The following is a 17260-nucleotide window of genomic DNA, read 5'->3' on the forward strand; positions in this document are numbered from 1 at the left end:
GTTTATTGTGTATTGTGTGCGGCGTGCATCACTTCTTTCAGTGGCACGCCGCTTTTTTCTGCCAGCGCAACGCAATCGTCGTATTCGGGAGTTGCCGAGCAAACTCTTCCATTCAGCGAACTGATTTTGACACGCACTGAGCCCCAAGGAGTTTCGGTGGTTTCTTCGCGACGGTTAAGAGCTGTACGATCCACCGGAAAAGATCGGATTCCGATGGAGGTCGTTTCTTCAAAAATGATCCATTCCAGCTCATTTTTGATTAAAATGGGGCACAAAACAGATAATTTAATGCCGGAACGGCCTTTTTTCATCACAACCGGCGTTTGCCACACATCGAGTGCACCAGCGTCAAAGAGGCGGTCCATTGCATAACTGATGACCTGCGGATTGCAATCATCAATGTTGGTTTCCAGAACCAGTAAATCTGTTTTTTGCCGGTCCTGTTGGTCACTGCTCTGCATTCGCACAACTTCTCTCGCTTCGCTCGGATCCAAGGTTGGGAACCGTCCCAGCTCAGCGCGCAGTACATTCGGAATTTCAAGGTCCCAGCCGCCGGCGCCATAGGCGGTTTTTTCGGTGACAAATCCTTCGGGCCGATCGCCAAAGCTGTCGCAAAGCGTTGCAATTAAAGCCGCGCCGGTCGGTGTCAGCAGTTCCTTTTCAACACTGCCCTGAGTGTAAGGAATTCCATGCAGAAGTTCAGCGGTGGCCGGCGCGGGAATCGGCATGGACCCGTGGGCGCATTCAATGAATCCAAACCCTGTGCGCAGGTTTCCGGCAACTATTTTTTCAATGCCGAGAGCTTCAAGACCGGAAACGGTTCCGACCACATCGATGATGGCGTCCACTGCGCCGACTTCGTGGAAATGGATTTTTTCAACGGTGGTTCCGTGTACTTTTGCTTCGGCCTCGGCCAGTTTGGTGAAGACAGCAATGCTGCGCTGTTTGACGCGATCGCTCAGGTCAGCTGCTTCTATGATTTCAACGATATGGCGCAGGTGCCGGTGCGGCTGGTGTTCATGGGGATCGAGTTCGACATCAAAGAGCGTTGCCTCAATTCCCATTTTGACCGTCTTTTCAAATTTTAAGGTATAACCGGAAACGGGCAGGGCGCTCACGGTTTCGCGCAAAGCCTCTTCGGAGTATCCCGCATCGAGCAGGGCTCCAATAAACATGTTGCCGCTGATTCCTGAATATCCGGACAGATAAAGAGATTTATTCATTTGCTGTTTCCTTTGGCTGAAGAACCCATTTGCGATTTTCCCAATTGGAATTGAACTTCTTATTTTCTTTTTCGCACAAACGGCGACTGAATTCATTGCAAAAACGCTCCATTTCCGGATCATCGATTCTGCGCGGATGCAAGAGGTGTCCGATTTCATGACCGAGCAGATAATAAAACCGCTCATGAGAGGGAGGAACCCCGACGTAAATACAAAAAACGCCTTTCTCGGCATCAACGATCTCGTTTCGCGAAAAATACTGTCCAACCCGATAGTTCTTCGCAGTTTCTGTCTTTTTTGAAAACCGAAGCATGACTCGGTTTACCGGAGTTTCCGGGAAACCGTATTCGGTTTGGAGAAAAGCAATTCCGGTATCCCGAAAACTAAGAGCGTGCGGGTCGGAAATGGTCTGGTAGCACGCATGCCACGGAATATCCGGCGGCTTATCGATCAGTGTTGTGCAGCCGGAGAGCAGAAAAAGGATCCCGGCTGCTGCCGCTATCCTTTTTCCAACCTTTGGAAAATCAGAACTCATACTTCAGTGTAAAATCGATCAAGTGGTTCTGCCAGTTGCCGGAAAAAGAGGGCTCGTAGCCAATGCCGATATGCAATGCATCAGTCAGCCCTAAATCGGCCCGCGCGCCGAGAATCAGCGCAGCCCGATCCGCCTCCGGGCTGGACGCACGTTGTCCAACTCCAATGACTTCTGTATTAACCGTTACACTGTTATCCAGCAGCTCGCATTGCACGCCCGCTTTGAGCTCAAGCCGAAGCGGCTTGGAATTTTCAAGCTCCCACTTGCGACTCAGACGGGCACCGCCTTCGATCTGCCAATTGTCGGTTCCGTTCGCACGGACGGTTAGCGGGGAGGGGCCCCCTTGATCCGTGTACTCATCCTGATGTCCGGAAATATAGGTGGAGCGAATATACGGCTCAAGTTCTATGGCTTGGGTTTTGCGGGTCAGCCAACCTGCCTCAATCCAGCCGCCAAACATGGCCGAATCATAATTTCCGGTGTAATGATCCAGCGCAGTATCAGTACGTTCGGTATCGTTATCGGCTCGTGCGTAAAGAAGACCGAATTCGCAATAAGCGTTTTCATTAAACCAGTTTCCGTAAAGCGATGTCATAAACATGTCTGTGGACCCGCCGCCGGAGCCGCGCTTCCCATCCAGATCTGTCCAGGCCTGGCCGGCACCGAAACCGATGATCAACTGTGGATTAATCCGTTTTTCCACTCCGGCCAGATACCCGGAAGTCTGCCAGTCGAACCCGTCCAGAGAGCCTTCGGATTTCTGCCCGCCGAAGTCGTTGAATTGGCGCATATAACCGGTCCATTCCCCCGAAGCAAGCAGGGCAGAAGGTCCGGAAGGACCTTCCGGAGTGCTGCTGTCGGAAGATTGTTCCTCGCGCAGCAGCGTGCGCGCAATGCCGGCATGCTTTGAAACATTGTGCATGACCACATTGGCTGATGCGGCAGACGCCTTCGCCACGGAAGGCGTATCTGTTTCCTGAAGCTTCAGTCCGTGAACGGTTGCTAAAACATTCGTTGCCGTTGATGAAAGGCTGAAGTCGTAAACCGACAAAACATCATTGGTGTCAAACAACCCAAACAGATCTTCAATGCTGCCTGCAGCAATCAGTTCATATTCTGAATATAATTTAAGTGCCTCGGATGACGTAAGTTTTACCTTTGCTCCTTCATTAATCAGGGTTCCATCCACGGTCATCTTTCCGGTTCCGTCCTCATCGGAAAGTTTAAAGTCAAGCAGAGAGCCGGCAGCAAAAGTTGCGTCCCCACCGACGTGCAGCTGCGCGCCGCCAGCAAGCGCTACAGTACTGTTCATTCCGGCAAACAGGGATCCACCTATATCAACCACCCCGGCATGGTCAACGGTTAAATATGCAGGTCCTAGATCAGGAAGCTGTATTGGCCTATTCGTTGGAATGGTTGTCTCGTCGACAGCAGCCAGATAGACATCTCCAGCATTTTTCCACATCGATCCGGTTCCGCTTATATGCACCCGGCCGGTTCCGCCGCGCGAGGCAAGGTCGGCATAATCGCTGTAGACCGCGGCACCATTCGAAATGATCAAAGAACCCTCTCCCCATGAACCCACTCTCAATGCATACCGGTTGGACCACACTGAGCCGACTCCAATAACATTAACAGTTCCCGCGGTTCCGTCTCTGCCGATAATCCCTGTATCCGAAAAAACAGACCCGCCGTTTTCAATGGTCATTTCACCGTTGCCCATATGAGCAATGCGAAGCGACTCGGTATTCCAAACAGAATTGGATCCGGTGATGACAGCAGAGCCGAATGATCCTTTATTAAAGCCCAACATTCCCGCACGCGAGCTGACCACAACACCATTTGTAATCAACAGCGACCCGTCACCTTTCCATCCGGCTCCCAAAACACCTGTCATATTTTGAGCATCGGTCAGAACCGTGACATCACCAGCCATATTGGTTGCCAGCGAAGAACCGTCAAACACCACATCCATATCGGAAAGCACGCCGCGAACTGTGACGGTTCCGGTTCCATAAAAATCTTCCGGTGAAAAATAGAGCGTATCGGCATCCAGCGATCCCCCGGTGCCGAAATAAACAGACCCATTGTGGTTCGTGAAGTTCATACCAACATATACGACTCCAGCTTCTACCCGGCCGTTATTCGTAATAACCAGAGAACCATTACCGTAGCGGTCACCGACAAAAAGACCGTCAGAGTACCAGGCCGAATCACTGCCGGTCACCATCACCGACCCGGTCGATCCGGCCTGATAACCGATGTATCCGAAATCATTATAAACGGCACCGCCATCAGAAACGGTTAATTGACCCGTCCCGTACCCTCCAACATAAAGATCTGCGGAGTTGGACCAAATCGAACCGCTTCCGGTGACAACAGCCTGTCCTTCGGCATCTGTATAAAATCCAAGACATCCGTCGCTGTTATAAACCGCACCGCCGTTTTCAACATTCAGTGTTCCGCTTCCGAAATCGCCCATTCCCAGATACCCGGCGTTCGACCAAACAGATCCCGAACCGGTCACTGTCACCGTACCGGTTGCGCCTGAATTATACCCAACATATCCTTCACTTGAAAAAACAGTGCCGCCGTTACTGATCACAAGCTCTCCGATGCCGTATTCGCCGACGGAAAGCCAGCTGGAATTGATCCAGGTCGATCCGTCTCCCGTTACCAATGCTCTTGAGTCTGAATCAAATCCAACATACCCCTCGGTATTGTAAACCGTACCACCGTCCTCAATGTTCAGTGTTCCGGAACCTCCCGCTCCAACCAGCAACACGCTGGCATTCAACCAAGCAGAGCCTAAGCCGGTGACTGTTACTGTTCCGGTTCCATAAGGAGTGTACCCGACATATCCATCATAATTATAAACAGCACCGCCATTCGTGATCATCAGCGTTCCGGTTCCATATTCTCCAACCGAAAGCCAGCTGGAGTTAATCCAGGTTGATCCGGCTCCATCTACAGTCACTTGCCCCGTTGATCCGGGAGCATATCCAACATATCCATCGTAACTATAAGCTGCTCCGCCATCCTTGATATTCAGCGTTCCGGTGCCGTATTCACCAACGGATAGCCAGCTGGAGTTCGACCAAACCGAACCGGCGCCAGTCACAATCACTGTTCCCGCAGCTTGAGGAGCATATCCAACACATCCCGTATAATCGTGAACCGCACCAGTGTTGGTAATAATCAATTGCCCATTTCCATAATAACCAACAAAGATATTATCTGTTGGTCCATAAACCGGACCGGAGTCAACGGTCCATTCGCCATCAACATAAATATTTCCGGCCCAGATCTTTGATACCCCGATCAGAATGATAGTTACCGTGATAATCAAACGCGCCATAAGCTCCCTTTATTGAAATGATGACAAATCAATACAACTATTCTTGTACAGATGACAGAGAAAATCAGCGCATCGAATTGATCATTCCGGCGAGGCGACCGGCGCCGAAACCGTTGTCGATGTTGACGACCGAAACACCGGCAGCGCAGCTGTTGAGCATGCCGAGCAGGGCAGCAATGCCGTTAAAGCTTGCGCCGTAACCGACACTGGTCGGCACCGCAATCACCGGCTTGGAAACCAGTCCGCCGACCACGCTTGCGAGTGCACCTTCCATGCCGGCGCAAACGACCAGAACATTGGCCTGGCTGAGTTTTTCATGTTGAGCAAACAGACGGTGGATGCCCGCAACACCGACATCGAACACGCGATCGACCTTGTGGCCCATCAGCTCAGCAGTAATCGCGGCTTCTTCAGCCACAGGAATATCACTGGTTCCGGCTGTTACGACAAGAATGACACGGTCCGGATCCGGTTCGATGGTTTCTTTGCGAACGACAATCAGGCGGGCGGATTCATGATACTCCGCCTCGGGAGTTAATTTCTGAACCGCATCAAATGTTTGCCGAGAAGCACGGGTCGCCAGAATATTGCGTTCGCCCTCGTTCATCTTCTGAACGATCTGTGCAACCTGATCCGGCGTTTTTCCCTCGCAGAAAACCGCCTCGGGAAATCCGCGCCGCACCGGACGGTGGTTGTCAATTTTAGCAAAACCAAGTTCGTCAAATCCGCTCATTTCCTACCTCGCTGCAGAACCGGCTGAAAGCTGAGTCTACTTTATTCCCTGATTCATACTTCCCATTCTATAGCCGGAAAGATCCAGCGTCACATAATGGAACCCGAGTTTTTTCAATTGGTCGGTAATTGCGACAGCAACTCCCGGAGCCGTAAGTTTTGGAATGGCAGACGGCTCCACCTCGATACGCGCCAGATTTCCATGATGCCGCACCCGCAACTGGCCTTCGATCATCGGGCGCAGAAATTTCTCCGCTTCTTCAATCTGTTTTAAACGGGCCGTGGTAATCTGCAGCCCGTACTCCAGACGCGTAGCAAGGCAGGCGTTGCTCATTTTTCCGGCTGTGGAAAGTTTCCAATCCCTGGAAATTTCACGAATCTCATCTTTTGTCAGGCCGGCCTCCCGGAGCGGACTGCGAACCGCGGCAAGTTCAGCGACAGCCCGGGTTCCGGGACGATAATCGCCGTCATCATCCACATTACTTCCCTCAACAACCCACTTTATTCCTCGCGAAGAAGCCCATTGCACCAGGGCATTAAACCGGATTTTTTTACAGTGATAACAGCGATCCGGCGTATTCGCGGTAAAAGGTTCTGCATCGAATTCATCCGTTTCGATCAAAATGTGTTTAACGCCTATTTTTTCACCCAGCTCCAGTGCTTCTTCCTTTTCTTCGCTGGTCAGCGTTGCGGAAACCGCCGTAGTGGCCAGTACATTTTCCGTGCCCAGCGATCGCACGGCGGCGGCCAGCAGAAAGGTGCTATCCACGCCGCCGCTGAACGCCACCACGCATTGTTCTAATTCCTGAAAGATAGTATGGAGTTTCTTAAGCTTGGCTTTTGTTTTCATATTTTATTTTTACTCTCCCCGAATCGGCCGGCGAAGTGCTTTTTTTTCAGAGTGTTTATGTTTTTCATCCAGCATTTTGTTTTTGGCCCGGCGGGAACGACGGCGTTTCTGGCGGCGGATTTTTTCGCGCTCCTGCTGCTTTTTGCTTCTGATGCCCAGAAGCTTTTCCTCGAGTTTATCGCACAAGTCGCGGCGGGCAAAAAAACGGTTGGAAGCCTGAAGGCGCGACTGCCGGCATTTAATCTCGATGCCGGTCGGCCTGTGAATCAGCTGCACACAGGAAGAGGTTTTATTGATCTTCTGCCCGCCTTTACCGGATCCACGGATAAACTGCTCAGACAAATCGGCTTCGCTGATTCCCAGCGCATCCATCCGTTCCTGCAGCTTTTCCCATTTCTCCTGCGTGATCATATTCAGAGGAAAACACGCCGCACAAAAAAAGAACAGTTACAAAAGTTTAAATTCCGGCTTGCACCAAATTTTTAAATTGGCATATTAGCCAGCCTTTCGACGCGGGTGTAGCTCAGTGGTAGAGCCTCACGTTGCCAACGTGATTGTCGTCGGTTCGAATCCGATCACCCGCTCCATTTTTTCATTTCACCTCTTTCACCTCATCAATCCGCAGGGATGCTTTGGCTCCTGTTTCGGGCTGAATGATATCGAGATCTTTCACCATCCACAGATCGTCGAAATTCTTTACGCTGACCACCTTGATGACCTTAATCCGGTTTCCGTCAGCATTGCGCTCTTCTGCCTGTACCATTCGACCACTGTCTTTTTCCACCCACAGCTGAAGAACCCGGTTATCGGGCCGGGGAATCGAAATCTGATAGCGCTCCTTGCCGAACTTTCTTTCAACCCCGACCGTTTCAGCATTCGGATTCCACAGGAACGCAAACGTCAGGTCGGCCCAGGTTACGCCGCTGTCTGCAATTTCAGCATTCGGATCAAACGAAGCCTCTTTTCCATTTTCTGTAAAAGACGGATTCATTCCATCAGGACTCAACATCAGCTTCAGTTCCTGAACCTGTTTGGCTTTCGAATCTGTGATTTTATAGTCCGCCCGCGGCGCCTGCGCATTCCAGTCGAGCGTCATTTCCACCTTCAGCGTTTTCCGTACAAACCCGTTCGGGGCCTTTTCCTTGAGCGACCCAGACATAAACACCGGGTAGGGCGGCAGCTGCGCGCGCGCGGCAGCCAGAATCCGGGGAGCGGGCGGCAAAGATTGCTCAGCCATCACAGACCAAGCAGCGAACAGAACAAAAAAGATGCGTTTCATAGCGGTCAGTTTACTGATCAGAATAATTATGGACAGAATAATTGACGGTTTCGGCATTGTTCAATATCCGGAAAAACTTCCGGGTGCAGGAACTGCCTGCTTCCAAGGTTTGGAAAAACAGGGTAGTGTGATTTCTTATGGCAAAATTTATTATCAACGGTGGAAATGTAATCGGCGGAAAATTCGCGCCGCGCGGCAATAAAAATGCAGTCCTTCCCATGCTGGCGGCGGCCACGCTGACCGATCAGCCGGTCGAGTTGAGCAATGTACCCGACATTCAGGATGTGCGTGTGATGCTCGAACTGCTTCAAACGCTCGGCGTATCCGTTGAAAAAACAGCCGATGGCGTCATTCTCTGCGCAGCCGGGCTGAATACCACGAATCTGGACGAAGAACTCTGTCGTCGTGTGCGCGCCTCGATTCTGCTGGCTGGACCTCTGTCCGCCCGCCACGGATCGGCCACTGTTCCTGCACCGGGCGGCGATGTCATCGGACGACGCCGGCTCGACACCCATTTTTACGGATTGCGTGCACTCGGCATCGAGATTACAGAAACCGTTCCATATGAGTTCAGGCGGAAAAAACTGGAAGCAGCCGGGCTCGTTCTGGATGAAGCCAGTGTAACAGCCACCGAAAACATACTGATGGCCGCCGTGCTGGCCGAAGGGGAAACCACGATTTTCAACGCCGCCTGCGAACCGCATGTGCAGGATCTGGCAAACCTGCTGGTGAAAATGGGCGCCAACATTTCCGGCATCGGCACCAACCTGCTGAAAATCCGCGGCAAAAAAACACTGGACGGCGCAACGCATACGGTGGCGCCGGATTACATTGAAACCGGCAGTTTTCTCACCGCCGCCGCTGTTACCGGCGGATCGCTGGAGATTGAAAATCCCGGCGACAGCCTGACTCTCGGTGTTCTCAAAAAAGGCTTCGAAAAACTGGGGACCCATTGGGTCGTTTCTGATGGTGTTCTGACCATGAAAAATGAAACGGGTCGAACGACCCTTCCGGACCTTGGAAACTTTACACCGAAGATTGAGGACGGAATCTGGCCGGCGTTTCCCTCCGACCTGATGAGTGTGATGATTGTGCTCGCCACTCAGACGCAGGGACAAATGCTCTTTTTTGAAAAACTCTTCGAGAGTCGCATGTACTTCGTAGACAACCTGATGGCCATGGGAGCGAATATTATTCAGTGCGATCCGCACCGCGTTGTTGTCAGCGGCGCATCCAAACTGAGTGGTGCCCGTCTGAGCAGCCCGGACATCCGCGCCGGAATGGCGATGCTCATTGCGGCCTGCTGCGCCGAAGGACACAGCGAAATCGATAACGCCCACGTCATCGACCGCGGCTACGAATCCATCGATGAACGTCTCCGCGCGCTCGGCGCGGATATTGTTAGAGAAGCTTAATAAAAAGAAAGGCTGAAAGCTTATCTTTTTTAACGGGTCCAGAAGAATCCGTGGGTGAGGTGAGGGTGTTCTTTCACTTCAACGGATGAGATTTTGGCGTCATAGTCGGCACGGATTTCGTAGCGATACCCTTTTTTCAGTTCCACAGTGAGAGGAAGATCGTTAACGAGTTTGTTCCATGGATATTTGCATTCGCAGACAACAGTAAAGGTGTGTTCGCCGGGATCGAGCCAGCTTTTGTCGCCAGTCCATATATCGCGTCCCTGATCATCGATAGTTTTAAGTTCCTTTCCATTGTCGATGAAACGGATATGCGTTTCGACAAACAGCCGGTTGCAGGTTTCGACATAGCATTTTCCCGGAGAAGGGGACAGTTCGGACCGGTAGGAAGTACAGGCAGCCAAAAGTCCAAAAATGGCGCAAAGCAAAAACCATTTTTTCATAATTAAATCTCCAGCTGTTTGATACAGGGGGAGAGCATTCTATATCCGTCAGCTGTAATCGCGACGGTATCTTCGATGCGGACGCCGCCGATCCCTGAATAATAGAGTCCGGGCTCAATGGTGACAATATGACCGGCACGAAGTGATTTTTTGTTAGCCGGAGAAACACGCGGCATTTCATGGATTTCCAGTCCGACTCCATGCCCGGTACTATGGATAAATCCCTGAGCAACTCCATCAACAGTCCCGGTTTTAAACCCTTTGGACTCCATAACATCTGCGCCAACCTTATGAACAGAGGATGCTTTTATCCCGGATTTGAGCATTTTAAGCTGCGCAGCCTGAGCCGCTTTGACAGCCAAATACTGTTTTTTCAGCGCAGCAGGTGCCGGACCGCGGCAGACGGTACGGGTGATGTCTCCCCAATATCCGGTTTTTGCAGACCTTGGAAAAATATCGAGTACGATAGGCTGACCGGCATAAAGCGACCCACTGCCGCGCTCATGAGGATCTGCTGAAAGCGGTCCACCAGCAACAATGGTTTCTTCGGCAGTACAGTCGTGATCCAGTAAAGTATGATTAATTGTTGCCCGAACCATTTCTGATGTTAAAACCTGCTTTCCAACCTTCAGTGATCCGTCTTTCATGATTTTTGAGGAGGCAATTTGCTGAATGGCCGCTTTCATCGCGGCGACGGCTGCACGCTGACTTTGCTGAACTGCTTTAATTTCATCAGCTGCTTTAATTTCCCGCTGCGGGCAGGGAGGCTTTTCCTGAATTTGAACCTGAATTTTGTTTTTTCTCAGCTGATCCGCAATCCCTACAGGAAAGCCAGAGGGAACATTGACCGAAGTAAGATGGTATTTTTTCAGCAACGTAAGGACCCACAGGGAAAATGGATCCCTGGATTGAATTCCCAACTGAGCTGGACAGAATACCTTTACCCCCGGGTAAACCGTTCTTCTCAAACGGTTATATTCCATCTCGGAAACCAGCAAAATGGTCTGTCGACGGTTTTTAAGCAAAACAGAGGCCTCAGGAGGTTTCACTCCGCACAAATAGTGTATATTGGTGTCCTCTACAGAGCTGCTGATAAGTAGAAATACTGATTTATTGTCCATTTTTTGCCTAACATTATTTATACAGCGTGTTTTACGAAAATTTCATACAGTTTGTTAGATTTAAATTTCCATCCAGTTAAGTTTATTTAGTGTCTGATTGGAAGAATGGTCCTACATATTGTGTTTTAAAAAATAAATTTCTATCCTTCGGCTTTGACCTTGTCGGTATGCCGCTCCGTTTATTAGCTTCCCTCTGTCGCGACTGCTTAAGGACTAAGCGGTTGTTAACAACCTGTTCACAACCCTCACAGGTTTGTTAATTATTTTTATTTTGTGAGTTCGGAATTTACGATGACTGATGAACAGAAAAAGCTTTGGAACGATGCCTGCCAACACCTGAAACAGACTCTTTCCAAAGATGTTTTTGAAAAATGGATTGCTGTAATCCAGTGCCGGAAGATTGATCACGATCAGGTTATTCTGGTGGTGGGCAATGATTTCTATCAGTCATGGCTGGAAGAGCATTATCTGCCGCTCATCAAAAATGCACTGGCTCTGGTTTCCGGGCAGACCTATGACATTCAGCTGGTTGTGGACTACAGCCTGGCTTCCGAACAGGAAGAACAGCCGGACACGGCAGAAAACGTTAAGGAAAAGGTTCGTTCCATTCTTCCGCAAAAACGCGGCACTAAGGAAACTAAAACCAACCTGAACAGCAACTACACCTTTGATTCTTTTGTGGTCGGTCCATCCAACCAGTTTGCGCACGCGGCGGCCATGGCTTCGGCCCAGTCTCCTTCCCGCGCATACAACCCTCTCTTTATTTACGGGGGAGTCGGACTTGGAAAAACCCATTTGATGCAGGCAATCGGTAACTTCATCCTTTCTAAAAAAGGAAAAGGAAAAGTCTGCTACACAACCAGCGAAGCCTTTTTGAATGAATACATTGAAGCACTGCAGACCAATTCCCTGGCGAAATTCCGTAAAAAATACCGGACCGTTGATGCGCTGCTGATCGATGATATTCATTTTCTGGCCGGTAAAGAACGTCTGCAGGAAGAGTTTTTCCATACCTTTAACGCCATTTTTGAAAATCATAAGCAGATCGTCATGACTTCCGACCGGCCCGCCGGAGAGCTGGAAGGACTCGCTCCTCGACTCGTCTCCCGATTTGAGTGGGGACTGGTTGTTGAAATGGAAAGCCCGGATGTTGAAACGCGGGTTGCCATTCTTCGTAAAAAGAGTGAGCAGCTCAAACTTTCCATCGAGCAGAATCTCCTTTTCTATATCGCAGAACGTATTTCCTCCAACATCCGTCGTCTGGAAGGTGCACTGATCCGGGTGGCGTCTTACATTTCCCTGACCGGACAATCCATGGATATGGGAAAACTGGAGTACCTTCTTAGAGATACACTGGATCAGGAAAAGAAACACGCGATCAGCGTTGAAAACATTCAGAAGACTGTTGCTGAACACTTTGATTTGCGGGTTGGTGATCTGCTGGGACGCAAGCGAACCCAGAATATTGCCTGGCCGCGGCAGGTGGCTATGTACCTGTCCCGGGACATGACCAACCTTTCTTTCCCAAGCATTGGAGACTCTTTTGGACGAAACCATGCCACTGTGGTTCATGCCTGCAAGACCGTGGAAAAGGAACAGACAACAGACCTGAAGCTGCGTCAAACGCTGTCTCTGCTGCGTCAGCGGGCAGGACATCAGTCCGCTCAAACGGTATCCTGACAGGATTCCATAGAACAGAATGCAAGAGGCAGGTCGTCAGACTGCCTCTTTTTCTTTGCCTGATGAAAACAGGAAGCCACCAACAGGGGTGATGATAAGATGAGGGTAAATCTGTTGATAGACTGAGGATAAATTTGACAACTTTGACTTACTGAAAGTCGAGAGGGTTTATCCTGAGTTTCTCCACAGAACTGTCAACAAAGCTAAATACGCTGACTAGATAGAGATAGGTAAAAAAACAGGCTGACTGATCATTCTATTTACAGTACTACTAATACTAAGATTTATATACTAAAGAAGGTTATCTATTACAGGGGGTTGTTAATGAAGCTCACAATTGAAAAATCAGCACTGCTCGATGCTCTGCAAAAAGTTCAGTCCATCGTTGGTCAGCGCAGCACTCTTCCCATTCTTTCCAACGTTCTTTTAAGAGCGGAAGGAGATCTGGTGTCTTTAACAACGACCGATATGGAGGTTTGCGTTAAAACCAGCGTTGCGGCTGAGATCAGCGATGCAGGGGGCACAACACTGCCGGCTCGCCGTTTCTTCAGCATCTGCCGTGAGCTGCCGGCCGGACAGGTTGAAATCGAAGTGGACGCCAAGGACGTTGCCACGATCCGCAGCGGTCCGTCTTTCTTCAAGCTGGTCGGTCTTCCGGAAGAGGAGTTTCCGCCGCTTCCGGAATTCGACGAGAACTCTGTTTACTCTGTCGATCAGGTCGTCTTCCGGGAAATGCTTCAGAAAGTCACATACGCGGCCTCTACGGACGAAACACGCTATATCCTGAACGGAGCCCTTCTCAGCTTTAAGGACGAGAAATTGACCGTTGTAGCAACCGATGGGCGTCGACTGGCGATGGTGGAGCAGGAAATCGAATTTTCTGAAGATGCCCAGGTCGATCTGGTTGTTCCCAGTAAAACCATTAATGAGCTGATCAAGACGCTGGGGGAAGAAGGAGTTCTTCGCATCCGGGTGTCCGCAACGCAGGTTGCCTTTGATTTTGATCAGATTCTGGTGATTTCCAAGCTGATTGAAGGAACCTATCCAAACTTCCAGCAGGTGATTCCGTCGCAGTGCGAAGAGCGGGTGGCGATTGACCGCGAAACCATGCTGCTGGCTGTTCGCCGTGTTTCATTGCTGACTGACGATCAAACTGCTTCAGTCAAACTGAACTTCGGCAGCAACAAGCTGGAACTGGTGACCAACAACACGGAAATCGGAGAGGCCCGGGAAACCATTCCGGTCAAATACGAAGGAAAGGAACTTTCGATTGCCTTTAATCCGGGATTCCTGATGGCGCCGCTGCGTCATCTCGATTCCGATGAGATTTTCTTTGAGCTGTCGGACGAATTAAGTCCTGGAGTGATCAAAACCAACGTTCCATTCCTGTATGTTTTGATGCCCATTCGGGTTTCATAAAGGGGAAGGTGGTTGCCCGACTAGGATTTGAACCTAGACAAACAGATTCAGAGTCTGTCGTGCTACCGTTACACCATCGGGCAGGAAAGAACGCAGAATAAGCCAGAGATTTGGCTTCAGTGCAAGTAGGGAATAAAGAAAAAAGAATGAACAGGACCGGACAAAGCCGGGTGATCGGACTGCTTGGTGTTGGATTTGACCATCAGGATAAGCATATCCGGATCACTCAGGCTGAGAATTATAAGGTTCTGATGGGATCGGAAGAGTCTCATCATGAACTGCAGAAAATCTGCGGTGAAATTGAAAAAGCGGTTCAATCGTCCGGTCGCAAGCTGTCCGATTACACGCCTGAGGAATTTGTCGAACTTCTCGGAAAGATTTACTGAAACAGGATTCCTGATGAAAATACTGTTTCTAACTCTAAAACTTCCCCATTCCGAAGTCGTTGGTGGAAACCGTATCGTTTTTCAGCGCATTCGTTATCTTGCTCAACAGGGGCACCAGGTTGGGCTCGTCTCCTATCTCTCAGGAGAAACTGAGAAGCAGATTGAGGGCCTGAAAGAGTTCGTTTTCGACCTGCACACGATTCAGCAGCCGAATCGCAACCTGCTGTTTCGGATTTTTCATGATTACCTTTGGGCCCATTCCCGTCCGGCATTGATCTGGAAGCTTTACTCCAAAGCAATGATGGATGAGGTCGCGAATGCGGTGGAACTGCAGCACTACGACCTGGTGATTGCTGAATTTTCTGAGATGGGGCAGTTCTTATACAAAAATCCTTCTCTGTCTGCGGTTCACACTGTCATTTCCTGTCATCGGTGCATGACCGCATCCTATGAGAAGTACCAGGAAATGGAGGAAGTGCGCTGGCGACTGTACTGTAAAAGCCTGCCCCAGCTGCGCGGACTTCGTAAATATGAGTTTGATATGTACCGCAGCGCCGACCGCATTCTGGTGCTGACGCCGCAGGACCGGTTCACAATGCAGTACTATGCTCCGGATCTCGCGGTTTCTGTTGCTCCGACCGGAGTGGATATCGAAGAGCTTCAAAAACATCCGCCGGTTCCCAAAGAACCGATCATTCTGATGACCGGCTATATGCAGGATCCGGCCAACGAAGATGGCGTTAAATGGTTCGTGCACCATGTTTGGCCGGCACTGCGCGATCATCATCCGGAAGTCAAATTTTACATCGTTGGAGCTGATCCGAGTCCGCGCATCAAAAGACTGGTCGCCGGAGACCGGCGAATCATCGTTACCGGAAAGGTGAAGGATCTTCGTCCCTACCGCAACCGGGCCCGGGTACTGGTTTCTCCGGTTCGCCTTGGCTCCGGCATGCGAACCAAAGTGCTGGAAGCTATGGCCGCCGGCCTGCCCGTTGTATCCACGTCGCTCGGGATGGCCGGGATAGAAGCCCAAACCGGTATGAATTGTTTTGTAGCCGATACACCGGCTCTTTTTGAGCGCAGTGTGGACTGGCTGTTGACAGACCGTTCACTCAGTGCCCGGATGGCTCATGCTGCCCGTAAACTGATCGAAGAAAAGTACGGACTCGAAATCGGTCTTCATCAGTTCGAAAATATTTTAAAATCAGTTGTGGAAGGGTAAGAAAATGGAAAAAACAGTCTGGGTTTCTTTTGATCAGCTCGAAGCATTCATGGTGGATGTCTTTAAATCGATCGGAGTGCCGTCGGAAGATGCCGAGATCTGTGCTGATGTGCTGATCACATCTGATAAACGCGGAATTGATTCCCATGGTGTGGGACGCCTTAAGCCCATTTACTACGATCGGATTGTCAGTAAAAAAATTCAGCGGCCAGTCACTGATTTTGAAATTGTCCGCGACCGGGCTGCAACTGCCGTTGTAGACGGACATCACGGAATGGGGATGGTGATTGCAAAACGCTGTATGGAAATGGCCATTGAAAAAGCGCGTACCTACGGCCTCGGAATGGTTGCGGTCCGCAACTCAACCCATTACGGCTTTGCTGCATACTATCCAATGATGGCCTGCGATGCCGGTATGATCGGGCTCACCGGAACCAATGCCCGCCCATCCATTGCTCCCACTCACGGCGTCGAAAATATGCTGGGTACCAACCCGCTGGTTTTCGGCATGCCCACCGATGAAGGGTTTCCGTTTACCAACGATTACGCAACTTCGATCATGCAGCGCGGTAAAATTGAACAGTATGCCCGGGAAGGAAAGGATTGTCCGCCCGGACTCATTATTGACCGGGCAGGAAACACCCAAACGGATTCGGTCCGGATTTTGAAAGATCTGGTCAATGGACAGGCGGCTCTGGCCCCCATCGGCGGCCTTGAAGAAGAAACCGGCGGGCACAAAGGCTACGGCTTTGCAACAGTGGTTGAGCTGCTTTCCGCCGCACTGCAGCAGGGTTCCTACCTCAAAATGCTCAGTGGACTCGCTGATGACGGAAGTCCAAAACCTTATGCGCTCGGCCATTTCTTCATGGCTATCGACATTGAACACTTCTGCGATCTCGCTGACTTCAAAAAAACCGCCGGCGATATTCTGCGCCAGTTGCGCGCGTCCCAGAAAGCGCCGGGGAAAGAACGCATCTACACCTGTGGCGAAAAAGAACATATTGCCGGTATCGACCGCAAGGATAAAGGGGCTCCGATCAATGACGCTCTCCAGAAACAGCTCATCGATATGCGCAATGAGCAGGGTCTGATCCAGTATCGCTTCCCATTTGAAGCGTAAGCTGCCTGTCCGGCAAAGCTTTAGCGAAGGTCGAAGTCTGCAAACCGGAAACTTGATTGGAATTGTTTCCGGCAACGTCTCAAAGTTTGCCAAATAAGCTCTGCCTTCTCGGTGCCTTGAATGAGCAACGCGAACGGGCGAAAGAATATTACTCAGATTAATTTGGTATTAAACAGATTTTCCCCTATCTGTGTTATCCGCGCGATTTTCGGTTAGAGCTAGGTTCACGCGGGTGCTTTTTGAAGCCGTAAACTTGAGAAGGCGCCGAATCCACCCGCAGTAAACCTGCTCTGTGCGGTAGGTGTAATGGTAATAACGCAGAACCTCCTGGACCTTTTATTCACCAGCTTACTATCGGGATTTGTCTGAAATTTTGGATTATTTTTCACTTTTTCCCTCCCTGTGTCGTCATGTATAAAATATACATTGATATTAAAAGAAAGAGGCGGTGTTTAAAAAAGTTTTCCATGTTTTCCC

15 protein-coding genes, 2 tRNA genes and 2 pseudogenes are annotated in these 17260 nt (G+C 50.3%); 7 read left to right on the top strand and 12 right to left on the bottom strand.

Annotated features, from left to right (window positions below):
• Positions 1–2: 2 nt before the first annotated feature.
• The 6 genes from larC to GT409_RS05855 form a co-directional block, all read right to left on the bottom strand.
• Positions 3–1223 carry a nickel pincer cofactor biosynthesis protein LarC gene (gene larC / locus GT409_RS05835; RefSeq protein WP_160627859.1) on the bottom strand — a complete coding sequence of 407 codons (1221 nt, stop codon included), beginning with the start codon at positions 1221–1223 and terminating at the stop codon, positions 3–5.
• Positions 1216–1758, bottom strand: a complete 543-nt coding sequence (locus GT409_RS05840) for an ImmA/IrrE family metallo-endopeptidase (protein WP_160627861.1) — start codon at positions 1756–1758, stop codon at positions 1216–1218. The genes larC and GT409_RS05840 overlap by 8 nt, the downstream gene beginning before the upstream one ends.
• Positions 1748–5116 (bottom strand): autotransporter domain-containing protein, encoded by a 3369-nt coding sequence (locus tag GT409_RS05845; RefSeq protein ID WP_160627863.1) that lies wholly within the window; start codon positions 5114–5116, stop codon positions 1748–1750. The genes GT409_RS05840 and GT409_RS05845 overlap by 11 nt, the downstream gene beginning before the upstream one ends.
• Positions 5117–5180: 64 nt before the next feature.
• Complete coding sequence (larB, locus tag GT409_RS15865; RefSeq protein WP_233231621.1) at positions 5181–5849, bottom strand: nickel pincer cofactor biosynthesis protein LarB; 669 nt, start codon at positions 5847–5849, stop codon at positions 5181–5183.
• Positions 5850–5885: 36 nt separating this feature from the next.
• Positions 5886–6698 (bottom strand): ATP-dependent sacrificial sulfur transferase LarE, encoded by an 813-nt coding sequence (larE, locus tag GT409_RS15870; protein WP_233231622.1) that lies wholly within the window; start codon positions 6696–6698, stop codon positions 5886–5888.
• 9 nt (positions 6699–6707) lie between these two features.
• Positions 6708–7109 carry a peptide chain release factor family protein gene (locus tag GT409_RS05855; RefSeq protein ID WP_160627865.1) on the bottom strand — a complete coding sequence of 134 codons (402 nt, stop codon included), beginning with the start codon at positions 7107–7109 and terminating at the stop codon, positions 6708–6710.
• 101 nt (positions 7110–7210) lie between these two features.
• Between GT409_RS05855 and GT409_RS05860 the strand changes: the two genes are divergently transcribed.
• A tRNA-Gly gene (locus GT409_RS05860) sits at positions 7211–7285 on the top strand.
• A 5-nt stretch (positions 7286–7290) separates the two neighbouring features.
• Here GT409_RS05860 and GT409_RS05865 read toward each other — a convergent pair.
• Positions 7291–8034 (bottom strand): LolA-like protein, encoded by a 744-nt coding sequence (locus GT409_RS05865; RefSeq protein WP_160627867.1) that lies wholly within the window; start codon positions 8032–8034, stop codon positions 7291–7293.
• An 80-nt stretch (positions 8035–8114) separates the two neighbouring features.
• Here GT409_RS05865 and murA point away from each other — a divergent pair, with 80 nt between their 5' ends.
• Positions 8115–9392, top strand: coding sequence for a UDP-N-acetylglucosamine 1-carboxyvinyltransferase (murA, locus tag GT409_RS05870; protein WP_160627869.1), 1278 nt, complete (start codon positions 8115–8117; stop codon positions 9390–9392).
• A gap of 29 nt (positions 9393–9421) precedes the next feature.
• Here the strand turns inward: murA and GT409_RS05875 are convergent, their stop codons facing one another.
• From GT409_RS05875 to GT409_RS16130, 3 genes and pseudogenes are all read right to left on the bottom strand, one after another.
• On the bottom strand, positions 9422–9835 hold the full coding sequence (locus tag GT409_RS05875) for a hypothetical protein (RefSeq protein ID WP_160627871.1): 414 nt from the start codon (positions 9833–9835) through the stop codon (positions 9422–9424).
• A 2-nt stretch (positions 9836–9837) separates the two neighbouring features.
• Positions 9838–10710, bottom strand: coding sequence for a M24 family metallopeptidase (locus GT409_RS05880; RefSeq protein ID WP_160627873.1), 873 nt, complete (start codon positions 10708–10710; stop codon positions 9838–9840).
• Positions 10711–10782: 72 nt separating this feature from the next.
• Positions 10783–10977 (bottom strand): annotated as a pseudogene (locus tag GT409_RS16130) (aminopeptidase P family N-terminal domain-containing protein); the annotation flags it as partial.
• Positions 10978–11247: 270 nt separating this feature from the next.
• Between GT409_RS16130 and dnaA the strand changes: the two are divergent.
• Together dnaA and dnaN are read left to right on the top strand one after the other, a co-directional pair.
• Positions 11248–12636 (top strand): chromosomal replication initiator protein DnaA, encoded by a 1389-nt coding sequence (gene dnaA / locus GT409_RS05885; RefSeq protein WP_160627875.1) that lies wholly within the window; start codon positions 11248–11250, stop codon positions 12634–12636.
• A 324-nt stretch (positions 12637–12960) separates the two neighbouring features.
• A complete protein-coding gene (gene dnaN, locus GT409_RS05890) occupies positions 12961–14055 on the top strand; it encodes a DNA polymerase III subunit beta (RefSeq protein WP_160627877.1) in 1095 nt (364 codons plus the stop codon).
• Between the two features lie 9 nt (positions 14056–14064).
• On the opposite strand, the gene GT409_RS05895 is transcribed toward dnaN, so the two are convergent.
• Positions 14065–14138 (bottom strand) — tRNA-Gln (locus tag GT409_RS05895).
• Between the two features lie 63 nt (positions 14139–14201).
• Here GT409_RS05895 and GT409_RS05900 point away from each other — a divergent pair.
• From GT409_RS05900 to GT409_RS05910, 3 genes are read left to right on the top strand one after another with little or no spacing between them, the layout of a single operon-like run.
• Positions 14202–14441, top strand: coding sequence for a hypothetical protein (locus GT409_RS05900; RefSeq protein WP_160627879.1), 240 nt, complete (start codon positions 14202–14204; stop codon positions 14439–14441).
• Positions 14442–14454: 13 nt separating this feature from the next.
• Entirely contained in the window at positions 14455–15663 is a 1209-nt protein-coding gene (locus GT409_RS05905) for a glycosyltransferase (RefSeq protein WP_160627881.1), read from the top strand.
• A 4-nt stretch (positions 15664–15667) separates the two neighbouring features.
• Positions 15668–16783, top strand: a complete 1116-nt coding sequence (locus GT409_RS05910; protein WP_160627883.1) for an Ldh family oxidoreductase — start codon at positions 15668–15670, stop codon at positions 16781–16783.
• A 168-nt stretch (positions 16784–16951) separates the two neighbouring features.
• On the opposite strand, the pseudogene GT409_RS16135 reads toward GT409_RS05910, so the two are convergent.
• Positions 16952–17107, bottom strand: a pseudogene (locus GT409_RS16135) (phage integrase N-terminal SAM-like domain-containing protein); the annotation flags it as partial.
• Positions 17108–17260: the final 153 nt, after the last annotated feature.

The sequence above is a fragment of the Tichowtungia aerotolerans genome, assembly GCF_009905215.1.
Classification (GTDB): Bacteria; Verrucomicrobiota; Kiritimatiellia; order Kiritimatiellales; family Tichowtungiaceae; genus Tichowtungia; species Tichowtungia aerotolerans.